This window comes from Mesorhizobium sp. P2_E10, from assembly GCF_056404235.1.
The window spans coordinates 108441-126482 of record NZ_JBFUEK010000009.1 but is presented as its reverse complement, the minus strand read 5'-3'; the positions used below and the strand labels follow the sequence as shown (position 1 = coordinate 126482).

Annotated in this window: 18 protein-coding genes; 8 read left to right on the top strand and 10 right to left on the bottom strand. The window is 62.5% G+C overall.

Annotated features, from left to right (window positions below):
- Positions 1 to 1341 (top strand): ATP-binding response regulator, encoded by a 1341-nt coding sequence (locus tag AC1D0N_RS22890; RefSeq protein WP_477247908.1) that lies wholly within the window; start codon positions 1 to 3, stop codon positions 1339 to 1341.
- 660 nt (positions 1342 to 2001) lie between these two features.
- Here the strand turns inward: AC1D0N_RS22890 and AC1D0N_RS22885 are convergent.
- On the bottom strand, positions 2002 to 2685 hold the full coding sequence (locus AC1D0N_RS22885) for a response regulator (protein WP_477247906.1): 684 nt from the start codon (positions 2683 to 2685) through the stop codon (positions 2002 to 2004).
- Positions 2686 to 2866: 181 nt separating this feature from the next.
- Here AC1D0N_RS22885 and AC1D0N_RS22880 point away from each other — a divergent pair, with 181 nt between their 5' ends.
- Genes AC1D0N_RS22880 through AC1D0N_RS22870 form a run of 3 tightly spaced genes read left to right on the top strand, consistent with a single transcriptional unit; the run spans position 2867 to position 5292 of the window.
- On the top strand, positions 2867 to 3565 hold the full coding sequence (locus tag AC1D0N_RS22880) for a fumarylacetoacetate hydrolase family protein (protein WP_477247904.1): 699 nt from the start codon (positions 2867 to 2869) through the stop codon (positions 3563 to 3565).
- Between the two features lie 4 nt (positions 3566 to 3569).
- Complete coding sequence (gene maiA / locus AC1D0N_RS22875; protein ID WP_477247903.1) at positions 3570 to 4220, top strand: maleylacetoacetate isomerase; 651 nt, start codon at positions 3570 to 3572, stop codon at positions 4218 to 4220.
- A 31-nt stretch (positions 4221 to 4251) separates the two neighbouring features.
- Positions 4252 to 5292, top strand: coding sequence for a zinc-dependent alcohol dehydrogenase family protein (locus AC1D0N_RS22870; RefSeq protein WP_477247901.1), 1041 nt, complete (start codon positions 4252 to 4254; stop codon positions 5290 to 5292).
- 8 nt (positions 5293 to 5300) lie between these two features.
- On the opposite strand, the gene AC1D0N_RS22865 is transcribed toward AC1D0N_RS22870, so the two are convergent.
- Entirely contained in the window at positions 5301 to 6194 is an 894-nt protein-coding gene (locus AC1D0N_RS22865; protein ID WP_477247899.1) for a LysR family transcriptional regulator, read from the bottom strand.
- Between the two features lie 140 nt (positions 6195 to 6334).
- Here AC1D0N_RS22865 and AC1D0N_RS22860 point away from each other — a divergent pair, with 140 nt between their 5' ends.
- Positions 6335 to 7792, top strand: a complete 1458-nt coding sequence (locus AC1D0N_RS22860) for an MFS transporter (protein ID WP_477247897.1) — start codon at positions 6335 to 6337, stop codon at positions 7790 to 7792.
- Positions 7793 to 7947: 155 nt separating this feature from the next.
- On the opposite strand, the gene AC1D0N_RS22855 is transcribed toward AC1D0N_RS22860, so the two are convergent.
- From AC1D0N_RS22855 to AC1D0N_RS22845, 3 genes are all read right to left on the bottom strand, one after another.
- Positions 7948 to 8445: a MaoC family dehydratase gene (locus tag AC1D0N_RS22855; protein WP_477247895.1), complete on the bottom strand. Its 498-nt coding sequence runs from the start codon at positions 8443 to 8445 to the stop codon at positions 7948 to 7950.
- A 169-nt stretch (positions 8446 to 8614) separates the two neighbouring features.
- On the bottom strand, positions 8615 to 9043 hold the full coding sequence (locus AC1D0N_RS22850; RefSeq protein WP_477247893.1) for a phasin family protein: 429 nt from the start codon (positions 9041 to 9043) through the stop codon (positions 8615 to 8617).
- Positions 9044 to 9170: 127 nt separating this feature from the next.
- A complete protein-coding gene (locus tag AC1D0N_RS22845) occupies positions 9171 to 10466 on the bottom strand; it encodes a DUF445 domain-containing protein (protein WP_477247892.1) in 1296 nt (431 codons plus the stop codon).
- Positions 10467 to 10669: 203 nt separating this feature from the next.
- Here AC1D0N_RS22845 and rirA point away from each other — a divergent pair, with 203 nt between their 5' ends.
- Entirely contained in the window at positions 10670 to 11131 is a 462-nt protein-coding gene (gene rirA / locus AC1D0N_RS22840) for an iron-responsive transcriptional regulator RirA (protein WP_477247890.1), read from the top strand.
- Here the strand turns inward: rirA and AC1D0N_RS22835 are convergent, their stop codons facing one another.
- The 5 genes from AC1D0N_RS22835 to hemP are packed head-to-tail and all read right to left on the bottom strand — an operon-like array spanning position 11132 to position 15238.
- The gene (locus AC1D0N_RS22835; RefSeq protein ID WP_477247889.1) at positions 11132 to 11920 is read right to left on the bottom strand and encodes a heme ABC transporter ATP-binding protein; all 789 of its coding nucleotides are present in this window, start codon (positions 11918 to 11920) and stop codon (positions 11132 to 11134) included.
- A gap of 7 nt (positions 11921 to 11927) precedes the next feature.
- Positions 11928 to 13031 (bottom strand): FecCD family ABC transporter permease, encoded by a 1104-nt coding sequence (locus AC1D0N_RS22830; RefSeq protein WP_477247888.1) that lies wholly within the window; start codon positions 13029 to 13031, stop codon positions 11928 to 11930.
- Between the two features lie 10 nt (positions 13032 to 13041).
- Complete coding sequence (locus AC1D0N_RS22825; protein WP_477247886.1) at positions 13042 to 13929, bottom strand: heme/hemin ABC transporter substrate-binding protein; 888 nt, start codon at positions 13927 to 13929, stop codon at positions 13042 to 13044.
- An 11-nt stretch (positions 13930 to 13940) separates the two neighbouring features.
- Complete coding sequence (locus AC1D0N_RS22820) at positions 13941 to 15002, bottom strand: hemin-degrading factor (RefSeq protein ID WP_477247883.1); 1062 nt, start codon at positions 15000 to 15002, stop codon at positions 13941 to 13943.
- Positions 15003 to 15031: 29 nt separating this feature from the next.
- Entirely contained in the window at positions 15032 to 15238 is a 207-nt protein-coding gene (gene hemP, locus AC1D0N_RS22815) for a hemin uptake protein HemP (protein ID WP_477247881.1), read from the bottom strand.
- Positions 15239 to 15458: 220 nt separating this feature from the next.
- Here hemP and AC1D0N_RS22810 point away from each other — a divergent pair, with 220 nt between their 5' ends.
- Positions 15459 to 17564, top strand: coding sequence for a TonB-dependent receptor domain-containing protein (locus tag AC1D0N_RS22810; RefSeq protein ID WP_477247880.1), 2106 nt, complete (start codon positions 15459 to 15461; stop codon positions 17562 to 17564).
- A gap of 5 nt (positions 17565 to 17569) precedes the next feature.
- Complete coding sequence (locus AC1D0N_RS22805; protein WP_477247879.1) at positions 17570 to 18007, top strand: hypothetical protein; 438 nt, start codon at positions 17570 to 17572, stop codon at positions 18005 to 18007.
- The last annotated feature ends 35 nt before the right edge of the window (positions 18008 to 18042 follow it).

Here is an 18042-nt window from a genome sequence, read left to right as displayed (position 1 = left end):
ATGCCGCTCAGGGACATCAATGACCTCGAGAAGCTGAAGAAGATCAATGCCGCACTGGTCAGCCGGGTCGAGCGCTCGATGGACCAGCAGGGCAACGCCTTCTCGCTGTTTCAGACAGCGATTTCGCTGGAAAACCGGGTGCGCACGCGCACCGAGGAACTGCATTCGACCTTGCGCCGGCTCGAACAGTCCAATATCGACCTCAGCGCCGCCAAGGAAAACGCCGAGCTGGCGAACCTCTCCAAGACCAGGTTCCTGGCGGCGGCCAGTCACGACGTGCTGCAGCCGCTGAACGCGGCGCATCTGTCCGTCTCGGCGCTGGCCGAGGTGCAGACCAGCGACGAAGGCAGAAAGCTGGTCCGCCAGGTCGAGCGGTCGCTGGAGACGATGGAAGACCTGCTGCGCACGCTGCTGGACATTTCCAAGCTCGATGCCGGCGTGGTGCAGCCCGACATTGGCGATGTCAATCTGGAGACGCTGTTTTCGTCGCTGCGTTCGGATTTCCTCCCCGTGGCCAAGATGAAGGGCCTGACGCTGAAATTTCGCCCGGTCAGCACCGTCGTGCGTTCCGACCGCACCTTGCTGCGCCGCATTCTGCAGAACATCCTGTCCAACGCGCTGCACTATACCCGCTCCGGCGGCGTCCTTATCGGCACCAGGCATCGCGGCGACACCATCCGTATCGACGTCGCCGACACCGGCTGCGGCATTCCCGACGACCAGCGCGAGACGGTGTTCGAGGAATTCCAGCGCGGCACCATGTCGACCGATGCCGGGCTTGCCGGCGGCGGGCTGGGGCTGGGCCTGGCCATCGTGCGGCGCATGGCCGCCGCACTCGGCCATCCCGTGACCTTCTCATCCAAGGTCGGACGCGGCACGATTTTCCACATCGACGTCCCGGTCGGCATAGGGGCGACGGCCGACGCCATCGCCAGCGCCGCCGACATGGAACGGCCGCGCGGCTATGGCCTGTTCGGCACCAAGGTGCTGCTGGTCGAGAACGACGCCGACGTGTTGCAGGCGATGACCTTCCTGCTCGAGCGCTGGCAATGCCTGGTGCGCGCCGCCACCTCGACCGACGACGCGCTCAGCCTGCTTGGCGATACCGACTGGGTGCCCGACATCGTCATTGCCGACCAGCATCTCGACGGCGGCGATCTCGGCACCGCCACCATCGCCGAGGTCCGCGATTATGTCGGCCGCGCCGTGCCGGCGCTGATCGTCACCGCCGACAGTTCCGAAGCCGTTGTGAAAGCCGCCCGCGCTGCCGGCATCGAGCTGATGCGCAAGCCGCTGAAGCCGGCGCAATTGCGGGCACTATTGGCGCATTTGCTGGCTTAGGATTTCCTTCTCCCCGTCACTATACGGGGAGAAGGTGGCGGCAGCCGGATGAGGGGCAGCGCCGGCGTTCGCAATCTTCTTCGGTGGCGAGAAAGAAAACTGTGCACTGTCACCGGAATTCGATTAGAGTTAAAGTGCGCGGCAAGGCGTCTTGTGGAGGATATGCTGTTGTCGAATAAATTATATATTGGATAACTGGAAATATAGACAAATGAGCGGCGAATACTTCGGGAATAAGGAAAAAATTATAAAAGGTATTACGCTGTTGGCATTTATTTTTTCCGGTATATCTGTCATACTATCTTTTATTGTTATCGTATTTATAAGAACAAAAAGGTTATACGTTCCAAATTCAAATTTTATAGCCTCGATAGATCATGTTAGAGGTGAGGTCATATATCTTATTTTTTTAATATTTATTTTTATCATGAGTGGTATGGCTTATTTTAGGTACGATTCCGATAATCAAAAAATGTTAAACGAGGGGCAGTCGCGAGAAGTTGTCCTATTCATAAGGAAATGCCATGCAATTTTCTTTGTATTATTTTGTGTTTTATTGCTCTATCATATCAGAGGATTAAAAGTATTCTAGATATTGTCAGAAATTGATCGAAGTATTGATAGGGCATGTGACGGGGCACTTACTGTCGCGTCGCCCCCTCAAAACCCAGCCTGATCCCGAAAGAGCTCCGCATTGTCGAGCTTCGACACTTCGATCACCGCCTGCGTCCGGCTATACACATTGAGCTTGCGCAGGATTTCGGAGACATGTGCCTTGACCGTCGTCTCGCCGACCTGCAGTTCATAGGCGATCTGCTTGTTGAGCAGGCCCTGGCGCAGCATCTGCAGCACCCTGAGTTGCTGCGGCGTCAGCTTGGCCAGGCGCTGCACCATGTCGGCACGGTCGGTGCTGTCGGCGTCCGGCGGCTGGCCCTCATAGGTTTCCGGTACATAGATCGCGCCCTCCATCACCGAACGGATGGCGGCGGCCAGGTCGCTCTTGCGCGCCGATTTCGGGATGAAGCCGGCCGCACCGTAGGACAGCGCCTCGGAAATGATTTTTGGCTCTTCGTGACCCGAAACGATGACCACCGGCAGGCGCGGATAGCGGGTCCTCAGCTGCAGCAGTCCATCAAAGCCATGCACGTCAGGCATGCTGAGGTCGAGCAGCGCCAGGTCGAACGGCTTGGCGTCAGCCAGAAGGTCGAGCGCCTCGGTGATCGAGCGCGCTTCCACCGTGTCGACTTCGGGATAGGCCATCTGCACCGCGCTGTGCAGCGCCTCGCGAAACAGCGGATGGTCGTCGATGATGAGAAACCGGGCGCGATCGTGGACTGTGGTCATGGCGTTCGTTTTGCTTTCTCCCTGGCCGACAATAGACCCGCGACCATGGCCAGCTTATTGGCAAATAGTCTATCGCCATCTTTTGCCAACCGGTGATGTCCGGCTTTCTCAACCACCATGCCTTGCCCGGCCGTCCAAATCGGTCGAATGTGCCGGCGCAAACCCCGAGCAAAGACAGTGCATGACAGCCTACGTCCTTCCCTTGCCCGCAACACCTTCCGTGGCCGTCGCCGGCTCGGCGGAGCGTTTTGCGGTGCGCCGCATCTTCTGCGTCGGTCGCAACTACGCCGCGCATGCCCGCGAACTCGGCAATGACGAGCGCGATCCGCCCTTCTTCTTCACCAAGCCGAGCGACGCGGTGGTCGATTCCGGCACCGCGATCCCCTATCCGCCGCTGACCAAGAACCTGCACCACGAGATCGAACTGGTTGTCGCGATCGGCAAGGCCGGCTTCCGCATTGCGCGTGACCGGGCGCTGGATCATGTCTGGGGTTACGGCGTTGGCGTCGACCTCACACGCCGCGACCTGCAGGATGAAGCCAAGAAAGCGGCGCGGCCGTGGGACTGGTCCAAAGCCTTCGACCGTTCCGCCCCTTGCGGTCCGCTGGTTCCAGCATCGAAGTCCGGGCATCCTGAAAAAGGCCGCATCTGGCTCGCCGTCGACGGCAAGATGAGACAGGACGGCAACCTCGCCGAGCTGATCTGGCCGATAGCAGACATCGTCTCGATCTGCAGCGAGGCGGTGGAACTGCAGCCCGGCGACCTGATCTTCACCGGCACGCCGGCCGGCGTCGGCGTGGTTGGGCCGGGCCAGACGATCACCGGCGGCGTCGATGGCATCGGCGCAATCGAACTGACCATCGGTCAGCCGAGGGAGTGATCCGATGAGCGACCTCGTCCTCCACAATTACTACCGCTCCTCCACCTCCTACCGCGTGCGGATCGCGCTGGAGATGAAGGGCCTGACCTATGACTACGTGCCGCATCATCTGCGCCATGGCGAGCATCTCGAGCCCACCTATCTCTCGGTCAACCCGCAAGGGCTGGTGCCGGCGCTGATCCTGGAGGGCGGCACGCTGCTGACGCAGTCGCTGGCGATCATCGAGTATCTCGACGAGACGACGCCCGACCCGCCGCTGCTGCCCAGGGATGCGCTTGGCCGTGCCCGCGTCAGGATGCTGGCGCAGATGATCGCCTGCGATATCCACCCGGTGAACAATCTGCGTGTGCTGACCTCGCTGCGCAATTTGTTCGGCGCCAGCGACCAGGATGTCGTCAACTGGTTCCGGCACTGGGTGAACGAAGGTTTCCAGCCGCTTGAAAAGATTCTGGCTTCGTCGCCGCAGACAAAAACATTCTGCAATGGCGACACGCCCGGCCTGGCCGACATCTGCCTGGTTGCCCAGATCGCCAGCAACGCCCGCTTCGGCGTCGACCTGACGCCATACCCCACGATATCGCGTATCCACGCCGCCTGCATGGCGCTGCCAGCCTTCCAGAAGGCGGCGCCAGAGAAGCAGATCGATGCCGAATAGGCGATTGGGATAAAAGCATGAGGAACTGCCGATGAAAGCCGTCGTCTTCGAAAAGTTCGGCGAAGCGCCGACGATCCAGACCGTTGCCGATCCGAAGCCGGCGCCGGAAGGCGTCGTCATCAAGGTCGAGGCGACTGGGCTGTGCCGCAGCGACTGGCATGGGTGGATGGGTCATGACGCCGATATCACGCTGCCGCATGTGCCGGGCCATGAACTGGCCGGCATCGTGGTCGCCGTCGGCAAGCGGGTCACCCGCTGGAAGGCCGGCGAGCGCGTCACCGTGCCGTTCGCCGTCGGCTGCGGCCGCTGCTTCGAATGCACTTCCGGCAACCATCAGGTCTGCGAGCACCAGTCGCAGCCCGGCTTCAACAGCTGGGGCTCGTTCGCCGAATATGTCGCCATCGACCATGCCGACACCAATCTCGTGCGCTTGCCCGACGAGATGGAATTCGCCACCGCCGCCAGCCTCGGCTGCCGCTTCGTCACCTCGTTTCGCGCCATCGTCGACCAGGGCCGCGTGAAACCCGGAGAATGGGTGGCCGTGCATGGCTGCGGCGGCGTCGGCCTGTCGGCGATCATGATCGCCAGCGCCATGGGCGCCAACGTCATCGCCATCGACCTCACCGACGAAAAACTCGACTTCGCCAGCAAGATCGGCGCTGTCGCCACCATCAATGCGTCCAAGACGCCGAACGTGGTCAAGGCGGTCAAGCAGATCACCAATGGCGGCGCGCATATGTCGATGGATGCGCTCGGCCACCCCACCACCTCGTTCAACTCGATTGCGAATTTGCGCCGGCGAGGCCGCCACGTGCAGGTCGGCCTGATGCTGGGCGAGCACGCCCGCCCGCAAGTGCCGATGGACAAGGTGATCGCCTTCGAGCTCGAAATCCTCGGCAGCCATGGCATGCAGGCCTATCGCTATCCCGCGATGATGGAGATGATCCGCAGCGGCAAGCTGAAGCCCGAACTGCTGGTCGGCAAGAAGATCAGCCTCGACGAAGCGCCCGCGGCCTTGATGGCGATGGGCGGTTTCGAGGGCATCGGCATTGGGGTTGTGACCAAGTTCTAGCGCCACCTTCAGCGGGACGACGCACAGATCTCCCGCACGCAGTCGCGCAGCCAGCGCTGCGCCGGATCGGCATCGAGGCGCGGATGCCAGAGCATGGAGATGGTGACCTCCGGCGTCACCACGGGCAGCGCAAAACTGTGCATGCCGGCACGAGCCCCTTCCGTGTGCCGCTCGGGGACGCTGGCGATCAGGTCGGATGCGCGCGCCATGGCGAGCGTGGCCGAGAAGCCGGAGACCATGCACACGACTGTCCGCTGCAGCCCAAGCCGGCTCAAGGCCTCGTCGATCGGCCCTCTTTCGCGGCCACGCCGTGAAACATTGATGTGCCGGCCGGCCGCATAGCGCTCCGCTGTCACGATGCCTTCGCTCAGCGGATGGCCGCTTCGCACGGCGCCGATGAAGCGATCGCGAAACAGCGCCTGGATGCGCACTTCAGGCCCGGTTTCCCCGGCGACGCCAATCTCCAGATCGACCGCCGCCTGGCGCAGCGACATGACATCCTTGTCGGACTTGGGCGCGAAACGCAGCCGCACGTGAGGCGCGTCGGCTTCGATGCGGGCGACAAGGCGTGGGCCAAACTCCTCGACGAAGCTTTCGTTGGTGCGAAGCGTAAAAGTGCGGTCCAGACCTGGGAGGTCAAGCAGCCTGGCTGGGCGCAGCAGCACTTCCGCATCCTGAACGACACGGCCCGCTTGCTGGCGCAATTCCAGCGCGCGCGGCGTCGGCACCAGGCCGCGACCGGCGCGGACCAGCAGCGGATCGCCTGTCGTCTCGCGCAACCGCGCCAGCGTCCGGCTCATCGCCGAGGGGCTAAGCCTTAGCCGTTCGGCGGCGCGCGCCACGCTGCCTTCGGTCAGCAGGATATCCAGGGCGACGAGCAGGTTGAGATCAGGCGATGACATCAGCCGACCCTAGCACAGATCGGCAATGATGTGGCGTTTCATGCATGAATAAGATGCAAATGCTGCGCGTTCCGCCACATCACCTAGGAGATTAGATCTCTGAAAGCCCTGGTTTCGGGATCTGACGGAAAGGAAGTCACATGACAGTTGCTGAGCAAAATCTGCGGGCATCCGCGCCTGGAAAAATCCAATCGGCGGGATGGGCGCTGGCAAGCCTGGCGCTTTGCACATTGTTGTCGTCGCTCGGCACCAGCATCGCCAGTGTCGGGCTTCCCTCCCTGATGCAGGCGTTCGGCGCGTCGTTCCAGTCCGTGCAATGGGTGGTCCTTGCCTATCTGCTCGCCATCACCACCTTGATCGTCAGCGCCGGGCGGCTCGCCGACATTTTCGGCCGCCGGCCGCTGCTGCTTGGCGGCATCGCTTTGTTCACATCGGCCTCGGTGCTATGCGGCCTGGCGCCAACCCTTTGGCTGTTGATCGCCGCGCGGGCCGCCCAAGGGCTTGGTGCGGCCATGATGATGGCCCTGACATTGGCCTTCGTCGCCGAAACCGTCGCCAGGGAAAGGACCGGCAGCGCCATGGGCCTGCTCGGCGCCATGTCGGCGATCGGCACCACACTCGGCCCCTCGCTTGGCGGCCTGCTGATCGCCGGCCTCGGCTGGCGCGCGATCTTCCTCGTCAATGTGCCGCTCGGTCTGCTAGCCTTTGCCCTGGCCTGGCGCGCTCTGCCGGCAGCAAACAAGGCAGCGGGAGCAGGCCAAGGTTTCGACGGGATCGGCATGGTCTTGCTCGCCCTGACGCTGGCCGCCTATGCACTGGCCATGACGCTTGGCCGCGGCAGTTTTGGCGCCCTCAATGTCGGCCTGCTGATCGCGGCTGGCGTCGGTGTCGTTCTGTTCGTGTTTGCGCAGACAAAGGTCGAGAACCCTTTGATCCAGCCGGCAAAATTCCGCGACCCTACGTTGAATGCAAGCCTCGCCATGAACCTCGTCGTCGCCACCGTGATGATGGCGACGCTGGTGGTTGCCCCATTCTATTTGTCGCGCGGGCTCGGGCTGGACGCCGCCAGGGTCGGGCTGGTGCTTTCGACCGGTCCGCTTGTCTCATCCCTGTCGGCGCTGCTGGCAGGACGGCTGGTCGATCGTTTCGGCGCCCATCGGATGATGATTGCCGGCCTGTTCAGTCTCACCGCTGGCACCTTCCTCCTGTCGTTGGCCTGGATGGAACTGGGCATTGCCAGCTATATCATGCCGGTCGCTGTCACCTGTGTTGGCTACGCCTTGTTCCAGACCGCCAACAATGCAGCCGTCATGACCGGTGTCGGTGCTGGCGAGCGTGGCGTCGTCTCCGGCCTGCTCAACCTGTCGCGCAATCTCGGCCTCATCACCGGCGCATCGGTGATGGGCGCTGTGTTCGCGGTCGCTACGGGCCAAGGCGGTGCGGACACGACGATCCTATCGCCGGCCGCGGCCGCGCAGGGAATGCGGGCCACTTTCGAAGCGGCAAGCGGTCTGGTGCTGGTAGCGCTGATCCTGGCAGTTCTTTCGGCCCGTTTTGCTAGCCGGATACCTAGCACATCCGCCGCACAACAGTCTTGACGCGCGCCATTCGGGGTATGTTGAGATTCAGGTCAGGCCGCGCCGAAAATGGCTGATACCGAGAACCGGAGCGGAGCGTACTTTTCGTACGTGAGCACCGGAAGCGCAGGAAGTCGCCATTTGCAGGCCGGCATCACCTGAATATCGATATACCCTCAGGCGCCTGCGCGCTTGCGGCGCTCATAAAGCATGACCAGCGTTTCGGCGGTCAGCGCCGGCCTCGGCTCGCCTTCGATCTCGACGGTGTTTGCGGCCTTCATCAGATACTGGCCGGGCCCCCTGTCATCCACCGAAAGCAGCGTGGTGCGCAGCCTGATGCGCTTGCCGACCCTGACCGGCGACAGGAAACGCACCTTGTCAAAACCGTAGTTGAAGGCGGCCTGGGTGTTTTCGGGCACGATGCCCATGCCGAGCGCAAGCGCGCCGATGATCGACAGTGTCAGATAGCCATGCGCAATCGTGGTGCGAAACGGGCTTTGCCGCTTCGCCCGCTCCGGATCGACATGGATCCATTGATGGTCGCCCGTGCATTCGGCAAACTGGTCGATGCGGTGCTGATCGACCGTCGTCCACTCGGACACGCCAAGCTCCTGCCCGGCCATTGTCCGCAGCTGTTCAAAGGTCGGCGGCGTTTTAGGCCGTATTTCCGTCATTCCTGCTTTCCCGATCACTTCGCCTGCCTCCGGACCACGAACCGACAGCCTCTGTCAATTCGCCGCGTGCAAATCCGTTCCGCCGTTTCGGGCTGGATGGCGCTTTGGCTAGCGGCCGCGCCGGAAGCGGTCAGACTGCGCCAAGAGAAGACGGCGCACGCTGCAGAAATCACTTCTTGTCGTAGCCGGCGCGGATCTCCTCCATCGCTTCCTTGATCCGGTTGCGCAGGATTTCGACAGATTCTGTGCCGGAACTCTTGACCAGTTCGGCGACCTCGCCGGCATTCTTCAACGCTGCCTCGAAGGATTTTCGGGCGAATGCCGCCTGGTTGGTCATGAACTCCTGCGGATTGCCTGGCGCTCTGTAGCTCTGCGCCATATCGGTGATTTCGCGCAGCGTGTCCTGCAGCATCTCGCGCTGCCTGGACAATAGCGAGGACGCCCCGGCGGCGCCCGCTTTGGCTGATTTTTCAAGCGCTTCGAGGTTCTTGCGATGATGACTGAGGATCGCCTCGACATCGACATTGGGCACCTTCAGGTCGCGGCCGAACCGGCTGAACATGTCCATGAAGGAGTCAGTCTCAGGTTGTTTTGCCAATGTCGTTCTCTCCCCTGTGCCGCAGATGCTGGGCACCCGCAGGGCAGAATAGCACTCGCGTGCCGCGTGTCCATTCGGACGCGCAGTAGAATCAGCTGTCGCGAAGGAGCCCGGGGATCGCTGTACGCTAGTTGGCGAGAAACAACCGCTCGACAACATAGAGCACGACGCCGGCAAGACCGCCGATGACCATGCCGTTGAACCGGATATATTGCAGGTCCCGGCCGATGTTCATTTCGATCAGCCTTGTCAGCTGGGCAAGGTCCCAGCGCTTGACCTGGTCGGCGATGAACTTCGACACGCCGCTCTTCTGGCTCTCGACGAAGGACGACAGCGCCACGACAAAGCCCTGGTTCATGTCGGCCCTGATCTGCGGATCGTGGGCCAAATGGCGGCCGACTTCGACGAACATGTTGGTGAGATGGCTGCGGATCATCGAATTTGGCGCCTTGGCATCCTGTTCGATGAACAGGCGCATGCTCTCCCACATGTCGCCGGCCAGCGCCTTCAGCTCCGGTCGGGCAAGGAAATCCCGCTTCAGCTTCTCGGCGCGCTTGGCATACTGCTTGGATGTCCTCAGCTTTTCGATGAAGGCCTGGGCGAAGTGGTCGAATTCGGCCCGCAACGGGTGATCGGGATCGGCCCGCACCTCGTCGAGCAACGAACCGGCGGAAGCGACGATCTTCTTCAACAGATAGGCGTCGGCTCTGAACAGGTTGAACAGTGACGGCAGTTCCTCACGGATCTTTTCGCGCATCGTCGCCAGCGCCTGCCCGTCGCTGAGGAACCGGCCGATCACCTTGGTGAACTCGTCGAACAGTTTTTGGTGGCGGCGGTCGTCGGTCAGGGCCGACAGCAGTTCGGCGGCCAGCGGCGCCAGCGGCACCTTTTCGATCTGCTCCAGCATGCGGCTGGTGACGAAGCCGCGCAGGCCGGATTGCTCGACGGCCGCCAGCGTCTGCGGCACCAGCCGGCCGACGAAATGCGACAGGCCGGCGGCCCGCTCATGGTCCGACAGCCAGTCGGCGACGAGCGCCGAAAAGTCGACCTCGGCGAGCTTTTCGCGCACCGGTTCCGGTGCCAGGAAATTGACCTCGATGAAACGGCCGAGATTATCGGCAATGCGGCTCTGATTCTCCGGGATGATGGCGGTGTGCGGGATCGGCAGCCCGAGTGGCCGTTTGAACAGCGCCACCACCGCATACCAGTCGGCCAGCCCGCCGATCGTCGCCGCCTCGGCGAAGGCGGCGACAAAACCCAGCCAGGGGTGGCGGCCCTCGAACGACTTGGCCACGGCAAAGATGAGGACGCAAAGCACGAGCGCGGCGGTGGCGACGAATTTGGTGCGCCTGAGCGCAGACAGCTTGGCGTACGTATCCGCGTCCGACTGGATGCGCGCGAGAGCCTGGACTGATCGTGACATGGATATGCGTTTCCTGGTCGATCTTTCGATCTTATCTAGTATCGCGCTTGCCGGAATGCCCGCCGCCGAAGAAGCCGGTTCACGGTCTGCGCGATGGCGCACATAAAGTTGACGGGTGTATTCATCTATTATGCGGTGCCAGTCTGGAATTGTTCCAAGGTATGGGCCATATTGGGCTCAAGCTACTGCTTCGTGAGGATAAAATGCGGCTGACCCGCCAGACCAACTATGCCATGCGCATCCTGATGTATTGCGCCGCCAACACCGAACGGTTGAGCCGCATTCCCGAGATCGCAGCCGCCTATTCGGTGTCGGAGCTGTTTCTGTTCAAGATCCTGCAGCCTCTGGTCGAACACGGCATGGTCGAGACGGTGCGTGGCAGGAATGGCGGTGTCAGGCTTGGCCGCCCCGCCGAGCAGATCAGCCTTTTCGATGTGGTGCGGGTGACGGAAGAGAGCTTCGCCATGGCCGAATGCTTCGAGAACGACGCCGCCGAATGCCCGCTGATCGACAGCTGCGCGCTGAATTCGGCGCTGCGCGAAGCGCTCAACGCCTTCTTCGCCGTGCTGTCGCGCTACACAATCGCCGATATGGTGGCGGCGCGCCCGAATGTGCGCCACCTCCTCGGCATCGACATGCTGGAGCGTCGAGCGCCCGCCGCCTGACTACGCCGCAGACTGCGGCAACACGAACGGCATATTTGCGGCGGGCAGCACGCCGACTTTCAGCCGGCAATCGAACACTCTTTCGATCAGTTCGTCGCTGAGCACGTCTTGCGGCGAGCCGGTGGCGGCAAGCCTGCCGCGATGCATGACGAAGATCCGGTCGGCATACATGGCCGTCAGATTGAGGTCGTGCAGAATGGCGACCACGCCGCCGCCGCGCCTGGCAAAATCGCGGGCGATGTTCATGATGATCAGCTGGTGCTTGATGTCGAGGCTGGAGACCGGCTCGTCGAGGAACAGGTAGCGCGGCTTGCCGTCGAGCGCCGGCTCCCACACCTGGCACAGTACGCGGGCAAGCTGCACGCGCTGCTGCTCGCCGCCCGAAAGCTCCTGGTAGAAACGGCCGGCAAAGCCGTCGAGATCGACGCGCGCCAGCGCCCGTTCCGGCAAGCGTTCGTTTTCGCCGGGCAGCGCGCCGGAACGCCCGCCAATGAGGCCAAGCCTGACGATCTCACGCACCGTGAAGGGAAAGGACAGTGTCGTCGCCTGCGGCAGCACGGCGCGCAACGTCGCGGCCTCGACCGGCTTCATCGCCGACAGATCGCGGCCGTTGATCGTGACGTGGCCCGAATAGGCAAGGTCGCCGGAGAGCGCCTTGAGAAATGTCGTCTTGCCCGAGCCGTTGGGGCCGACGATGGCCGCGATTTCGCCCGGCCGCATGGCGAAATCGACATTGGCGACAATGCGCTTGCCGCCAATTGCCACCGAGACATCGCGTGCTTCGATCATGACGGCCTCACAGGTCTATCACGCCGCGCTTGCGCAGCAGGATCCAGAGGAAGAAGGGCGCGCCTGATATCGCGGTGACGATGCCGATCGGCAGTTCGGCCGGTGCCACGATGGTGCGGGCGACGGCATCGGCCAAAAGCAGCAGTGAGGCGCCGAGCAACGCCGACGCCGGCAGCAGGTAGCGATTGTCTGGACCAATGGCCAGGCGCAACAGATGCGGCACGACGATGCCGACGAAGCCGATGCCGCCGCTGACGGCGACCGACGCGCCGACCGCCGCCGAGACGCCAACGATGGCCGTGTATTTCAGCCGCTGCACCGGGATGCCGAGATGGCCGGCGGTGGCTTCGCCCAGCGCCAATGCGTTGAGGCCGCGCGCCAAAAACGGCATTGCCGCCAGCGCCAGCACCATGACCGGCCCGACGGAACCGATCTTTTGCCAGGTCGCGCCGGCCAGCGAGCCGAGTTGCCAGAAGGTCAAATCGCGCAACTGCCGGTCATCGGCCATGAAGATCAGGATGCCGGTCAGCGCCATGGCGAGCGCCGCCAGCGCAATGCCGGCAAGCAGCATGGTGGCGACCGACGTGCGGCCTTGTCTTGTGGCGACCTGATACAGCACCAGCGTCGTCGCCAGCCCGCCGCAGAATGCCGCAAGCGGTAAGGCCAGCGTGTCCAATGCCGCGACGAAGGGCGCTAGAACGGTGCCGCCAAGCACGATAACAGCGACCGCGCCAAGACTCGATCCGGCGGAGACGCCGATCAGGCCGGGGTCGGCCAACGGGTTGCGGAACAGCCCTTGCATGACCGCGCCGGAGACGGCGAGCGATGCGCCGATCAGCATGCCGAGAATGACGCGCGGCAGGCGGATGTCATAGACGATCAGCCGGTCGCGCGCGCTGAGCGCTGCATCATCAGACACCGCCCCCAGCAGCCAGTCGCGAACGACGCCGACGGCCGACGCGTCCGACGCGCCCGAGGTCAGCGACAACAGCACGGCGACGGCAAGGCCAATGCACAAAAGCACGATGACGATGCGGGCACGGACCGAACGGTCGCCTTCGGATGCGGTCGCCATGGTGCCCGCCGGGCCGGCGATCGATTGGTTGGTCATGATTGCCTGCTCAGTCCGTGACCTGCCCGCCATACAGCGAGACGGCGAGGTCGTGGATGGCGTCGGCCGTGCGCGGGCCGAAACCCAGGAGATAGCCGCCATCCATGCGGATCAGTTTGCGGGCGGCGCCTGCCGGCGTCGGGGAGACCGACGCGATGGCGAACAGCTGGTCGTCCGATGTCGCCGGCCCGGCATTGTTCATCATCAGGATGACGTCCGGCCTGGCGGTGACGAGCGCCTCGTCGGAGAGTTGCTTGTAGCCGCTAAAGCCTTCGATCGCATTGACGCCGCCAGCCAGCTTGATGATTCCGTCGGCGGCGGTGTTGCTGCCGGACGCCAGGATCTTGCCGCCCTGTATCGACAGAACGAACAGCACGCGCTTGCGCTCCTTGATCGAGGCGGTCTGTTTTTCGGCCGCCTTCAGTTTGGCATCGACCTCAGCCGCCAGCACCTTGGCCTTGGCATCGGCGCCAAGCGCCTTGCCGACGACGCGGATCTTTTCGATTATGCCTTCATTGTCGAAGCGGTCGGGCACCTCGATAAAGGGGACGCTCGCCTTTTTCAGCACGTCGATGGCTTCCTTGGGGCCACTGCCCTGCAGCGCCAGTATTCCCGACGGGTTGACCGAAAGCACGCCTTCCGGCGACAGCTGACGCATATAGCCGACATCGGGGAGCTTCAGCGCCGCTTCCGGATAGCGGCTGGTCGAATCGCGGGCAATCAGACGGCCCTGCTCGCCCAGCGCATAGACGATCTCGGTGATCGAACCGCCGATGGCGGCGATCTTCGACGGGTCGGAAAAGACAGCCTTGCCTTCGGCGGCGCTGGCCGGAAGCGCACCAGCAGCCAGGGCAAGACCGACCGCCGGCGCCAACATCAACCTGAAAAATGAAATCATTGCCGTTGTCCTCAGGCTGCTGTCGGGCTTGGAATGCGCGGCAGGTTTTCGGCCAGGAACCGCCAGTCGTCGCGCTCGCCTTGGCCTTCATGGCGCTTGCCGAAGAACTGGATGATCATCTTGCCGTCGGCGCCATAGACCTCGAGCGAGGTGACATGGCCGTCCTTGGTCGGTTTGCGCACGGCCCAGACCTCATCAATGTGGTCGGTCCGCAGATGCAGGTGGAAAGTCTCGTCGAGCACGTTGATCCACGGCCCCATCGGCTTGATCGACTTGACCGGGCCGGAATGGATCTGGATGCAGCCGCGGTTTCCCACAAAGCACATGATCGGCATTTCACCTGCCGCGGCGTGATGGAACATGGCGCTGACGGCGTCATTGTCGACCAGCCAGGCGTAGTCCTGGCCGACCATGCGCACCGCCTGGCGGCGGCTGAGTTTCAGTGTTTTGAGCATGCCGAAGAACTGGTGCACGTCGGTCAGCCGGCTCCAGCGATCACGCAGATCGTCGATGCTTGTGGGGTTGTCCGACAGCTCGGTCTCCTCCTCGGTGCCACCTCCCGAAATCATCACTGTCGGCCCCTGGTTCGACGATTCGAGCCCGGCGACCAGCTTCTGGTAGGCATAGAGGTTGGACGCGGGCCGCAGATGCACCTTGTGCACCGCCTCGCCTGCCGCGTCGAAGAACTGCAGGCTGCGGCGGATCTCGCCGTCGTCGCGCTTTTCCACGGCAAAGCCATGCGCCCAGATTTTCGGGAAGATGCGCAGGTCGATGTTTTCGCCCAGCACCATGGCATTGTGGTCGCCGGTGACGACCTTGTCGTAGACGCCGATCTTCTCATGCACCGCACTTTCGTTGCGGGTCAGCGCCATCACCTCGCCGACGGCATCGAGACCGGTCAGAAGATCGTTGACGCGCGGCTCGATGCGAACGACGCCGTCGCCGCAATGCGCCGCGACAAGCTCGGCTTCCGAAATGCCGAGCTGTGCGGCGAGATCACGCTCCCGCGTCTTCGGGTTGTCGGTCCGCGCCCGCCGGATTTCATGCGGCGACGGTTTCACCCGCTGATCCATGGTTCTTAGCCCTTGCTGTTCTTGAAAGCCTACTTGTTGAGGATGAGCTTGCCCTGGCGGGTGATCTTCAGCCGGTAGAGCGCGCCGTGATGTTCGATGCCGATCTCGTGCTCGCCCTGGAACAGCGTGTTCGAGGACAAGGTCCTCACCGCCAGCGGCACCCGATCGAAACGAGCCGAAGCGTCTTCGGGACGCCGGACGCGGTAGCGGAAGTCATTGGGATTGTGCGTGTTCATCTGGTTCGATCCCTTTCTGTGCCGGGCATCTGGCTAGGCGTTGCAAAAATGCCGATTCATTTCTTGACTCGAATAATCATGTTTACTAGTCAGTGCAATACCGGACTAAATGAGTCAACATTTAAGGCGCCGGATTTAGTGAAAAATGCCAGCGAGCCCCACGCCAGCCAGCATTGAACCTGGAATTTGGAGTGGGGTTATGGGGCCGGTGGCAAGGAATATGGCTGCTCTGCTGGGCGGAGCAGCGGTGACGGTATTGGTTGGGATGCATGGCGCAAAGGCCCAGGAAGCCACGACCAACGAAGCGGAGAAAAAGGGCCGCGTGACCCTGTTGCAGCGGCTGGTGTTGGGCGCCGGCGCTGAAAAGATCGCCATCAACACCCCACAGGCGGTGACGGTTCTCAATCAGGACGACATCGATCGCGAGCAGGCCGAGACGACCGGCGGGCTGTTCAAGTCGGTACCCGGCGTAACCATGGTCGGCAGCGAGCGCGTTTTCGGCGAAGCCTTCAACATTCGTGGCATCGGCTCCACCGAGAATTCGGCCGACGGTTCCCGCATCATCGTCAATGTCGATGGCGCGCAGAAATTCTACGAGCAGTACCGCATGGGCTCGTTCTTCTCGGATCCCGAGCTCTACAAGAAGGTCGAAGTGCTGCGCGGACCCGCCTCCTCGACGCTCTATGGCTCGGGCGCGCTCGGCGGCGTCATCAATTTCGTCACAAAGGACGCTTCCGACTTCCTCAAGGACGGCAAGAACAACGCGTTGCGGCTGAAGAGCTCCTATGAGACCAACGGCAATGGGCTGCTCGGCTCGGCCATCTATGCCCGCCGCCTCAACGACAATGTGGAGTTCCTCGCGACAGGCAATTATCGCACCGCCGACGAGTTCACGCTTGGCAACGGCACCAAGCTTCTGGGTTCGGATTTCAACGCCTGGTCGGGACTGATGAAGGGAACGGCGCATTTCGGCGACAACAACGAGCAGGTCGTTCGCCTCTCCTACCAGCGCTGGGACAGCGATGCCGACAACCAGGCCTACGCCCAGACCGGCACCCAGGCGGCATTCGGCACGGTCGATCGCCATGTCGTCGACAGCACGGCGATCCTCAGTTACGACAACCCGGTCAGCGACAATCCGTGGCTCGATATCAAAGCCAACATCTCCTATTCCGACACAGCGGTGGAACAGCGCAACGGCACGCTGGCCGGTTCGAACATCATCGATGCGGATTACGGCTATCGCACCTGGCAAGCCAATCTGCAGAATACGTCCGAATTCAGCGGCGAAGCCTATCAGAATTTCCTGACCTATGGCGTGCAGGCCAGCCACCAGGATCGCATCGGGGTCAGCCAGCTCATCACCGGCACCGGCGACGCCATCAGCACTCATCCGGAAGGCACCGACAACAAGCTCGGCGCGTTCGTGCAGAACGAATATGTCTGGAACGAAAAGCTGACGCTGATCGCCGGTATGCGCGGCGATTTCGTCTGGCGCCAGCCCGGCGAAGCCGCCGAATCGCTCGGCAATGCGGTCGACGTCAACGATCAGGCCTGGTCGCCGAAGATCGCGGCGCTCTACAAGGTCAACGACAATTTCGGCGTGTTCGGCTCCATTGCCCACACCGAGCGGCTACCGACGCTTGACGAACTCTACACCTGGTCCAAGGGCGTCAGCGTCGACCTGAAAAAGGAAAAATCCAACAATTACGAAGTCGGGTTCACCACTTCCGGCAACGACATTCTCCAGGAGGGCGACGCGCTGAGCCTGAAGACGACCGGCTTCTACAACGACCTCACCGATCTCATCCAGCTGACGGCGACCGGCGCTTCCCGCTACTTCTACAATGTCGGCAAGGCGCGGATCTACGGTGTTGAGATCGAGGGCGCTTACGATTCAGACTACGTCTTCGCCAACCTTGCCTATACCGGCGTGAAGGGCGAGAACCTGACGCCCGGCCTGAATTACGGCAAGCCGCTCTCGACCATTCCGGCGCACAAGATCGCACTTTCATTGGGCGCACGCATGCCGGATCGCGATCTGGAGTTCGGCGGCAGGGTGACCCACGCCTTCGAGGCGCCTAACAGCATCCAGGGCACGGCATCTTCGTCGGCAACACCGAGCGCTACCGTGGTTCCAGCCGACGCCTGGACCACTGTCGACCTGTTCGCATCGTGGAAGCCGCAATCCGGCCAGTTCGAAGGCTGGCAGGCGCAGTTCGGCATCAACAACATCTTCAATGCCTATTACCGCGACGCGATCGCGCTCGACTACGCCAAGGGCCGGACCTTCAAGCTGACATTGGCAAAACAACTGGACTGGTGAGAACGATGAGCATCACGGCGGCTATGACATCCTTCCTGATCGCAGCGACATTTGTCGCCGCCGTGGCCGGCCCAGCGCAAGCCGAGGCGCCGGGCCTAGGGCTCTCGCTCGAGCTCAACGGCGCGCAACCCTCCGACAAGGGTTGCCGGCTGACATTCGTGGTTGCCAACAATCTCGGCGCCGACCTGTCCAAGGCGGCGTTCGAGATCGCCTTGTTCAACCATGCGGGCGTGGTCGACCGGCTGACCGTCCTCGATTTCAAGGACCTGCCGGCGGGCAAGACCAAGGTGACGCGTTTCGATCTCGCCGGCACCGACTGCACCAAACTTGGCCGCGTGCTGATCAACAGCGCGACGGAGTGCGCGGGCGCCGGCATAGAGCCGGCCACATGCCTGCGCAGTCTGAAGACCGCGACCAAGACCGGCATCGCCTTCGGCCTGTGACAGGGGGCGGGATTGGGGTTCGAACCGAAATTCTC

Bases quoted from the DNA above. Each gene is read 5' to 3' on its own strand.
- AC1D0N_RS22810 (WP_477247880.1), top strand. From the start codon at position 15,459: ATGGCTGCTCTGCTGGGCGGAGCAGCGGTGACGGTATTGGTTGGGATG.
- hemP (WP_477247881.1), bottom strand. From the start codon at position 15,238: ATGAACACGCACAATCCCAATGACTTCCGCTACCGCGTCCGGCGTCCC.
- AC1D0N_RS22845 (WP_477247892.1), bottom strand. From the start codon at position 10,466: ATGTCACGATCAGTCCAGGCTCTCGCGCGCATCCAGTCGGACGCGGAT.
- AC1D0N_RS22885 (WP_477247906.1), bottom strand. From the start codon at position 2,685: ATGACCACAGTCCACGATCGCGCCCGGTTTCTCATCATCGACGACCAT.
- AC1D0N_RS22830 (WP_477247888.1), bottom strand. From the start codon at position 13,031: ATGACCAACCAATCGATCGCCGGCCCGGCGGGCACCATGGCGACCGCA.
- AC1D0N_RS22835 (WP_477247889.1), bottom strand. From the start codon at position 11,920: ATGATCGAAGCACGCGATGTCTCGGTGGCAATTGGCGGCAAGCGCATT.
- rirA (WP_477247890.1), top strand. From the start codon at position 10,670: ATGCGGCTGACCCGCCAGACCAACTATGCCATGCGCATCCTGATGTAT.
- AC1D0N_RS22805 (WP_477247879.1), top strand. From the start codon at position 17,570: ATGAGCATCACGGCGGCTATGACATCCTTCCTGATCGCAGCGACATTT.
- AC1D0N_RS22825 (WP_477247886.1), bottom strand. From the start codon at position 13,929: ATGATTTCATTTTTCAGGTTGATGTTGGCGCCGGCGGTCGGTCTTGCC.
- AC1D0N_RS22860 (WP_477247897.1), top strand. From the start codon at position 6,335: ATGACAGTTGCTGAGCAAAATCTGCGGGCATCCGCGCCTGGAAAAATC.
- AC1D0N_RS22855 (WP_477247895.1), bottom strand. From the start codon at position 8,445: ATGACGGAAATACGGCCTAAAACGCCGCCGACCTTTGAACAGCTGCGG.
- maiA (WP_477247903.1), top strand. From the start codon at position 3,570: ATGAGCGACCTCGTCCTCCACAATTACTACCGCTCCTCCACCTCCTAC.
- AC1D0N_RS22880 (WP_477247904.1), top strand. From the start codon at position 2,867: ATGACAGCCTACGTCCTTCCCTTGCCCGCAACACCTTCCGTGGCCGTC.
- AC1D0N_RS22890 (WP_477247908.1), top strand. From the start codon at position 1: ATGCCGCTCAGGGACATCAATGACCTCGAGAAGCTGAAGAAGATCAAT.
- AC1D0N_RS22870 (WP_477247901.1), top strand. From the start codon at position 4,252: ATGAAAGCCGTCGTCTTCGAAAAGTTCGGCGAAGCGCCGACGATCCAG.
- AC1D0N_RS22865 (WP_477247899.1), bottom strand. From the start codon at position 6,194: ATGTCATCGCCTGATCTCAACCTGCTCGTCGCCCTGGATATCCTGCTG.
- AC1D0N_RS22820 (WP_477247883.1), bottom strand. From the start codon at position 15,002: ATGGATCAGCGGGTGAAACCGTCGCCGCATGAAATCCGGCGGGCGCGG.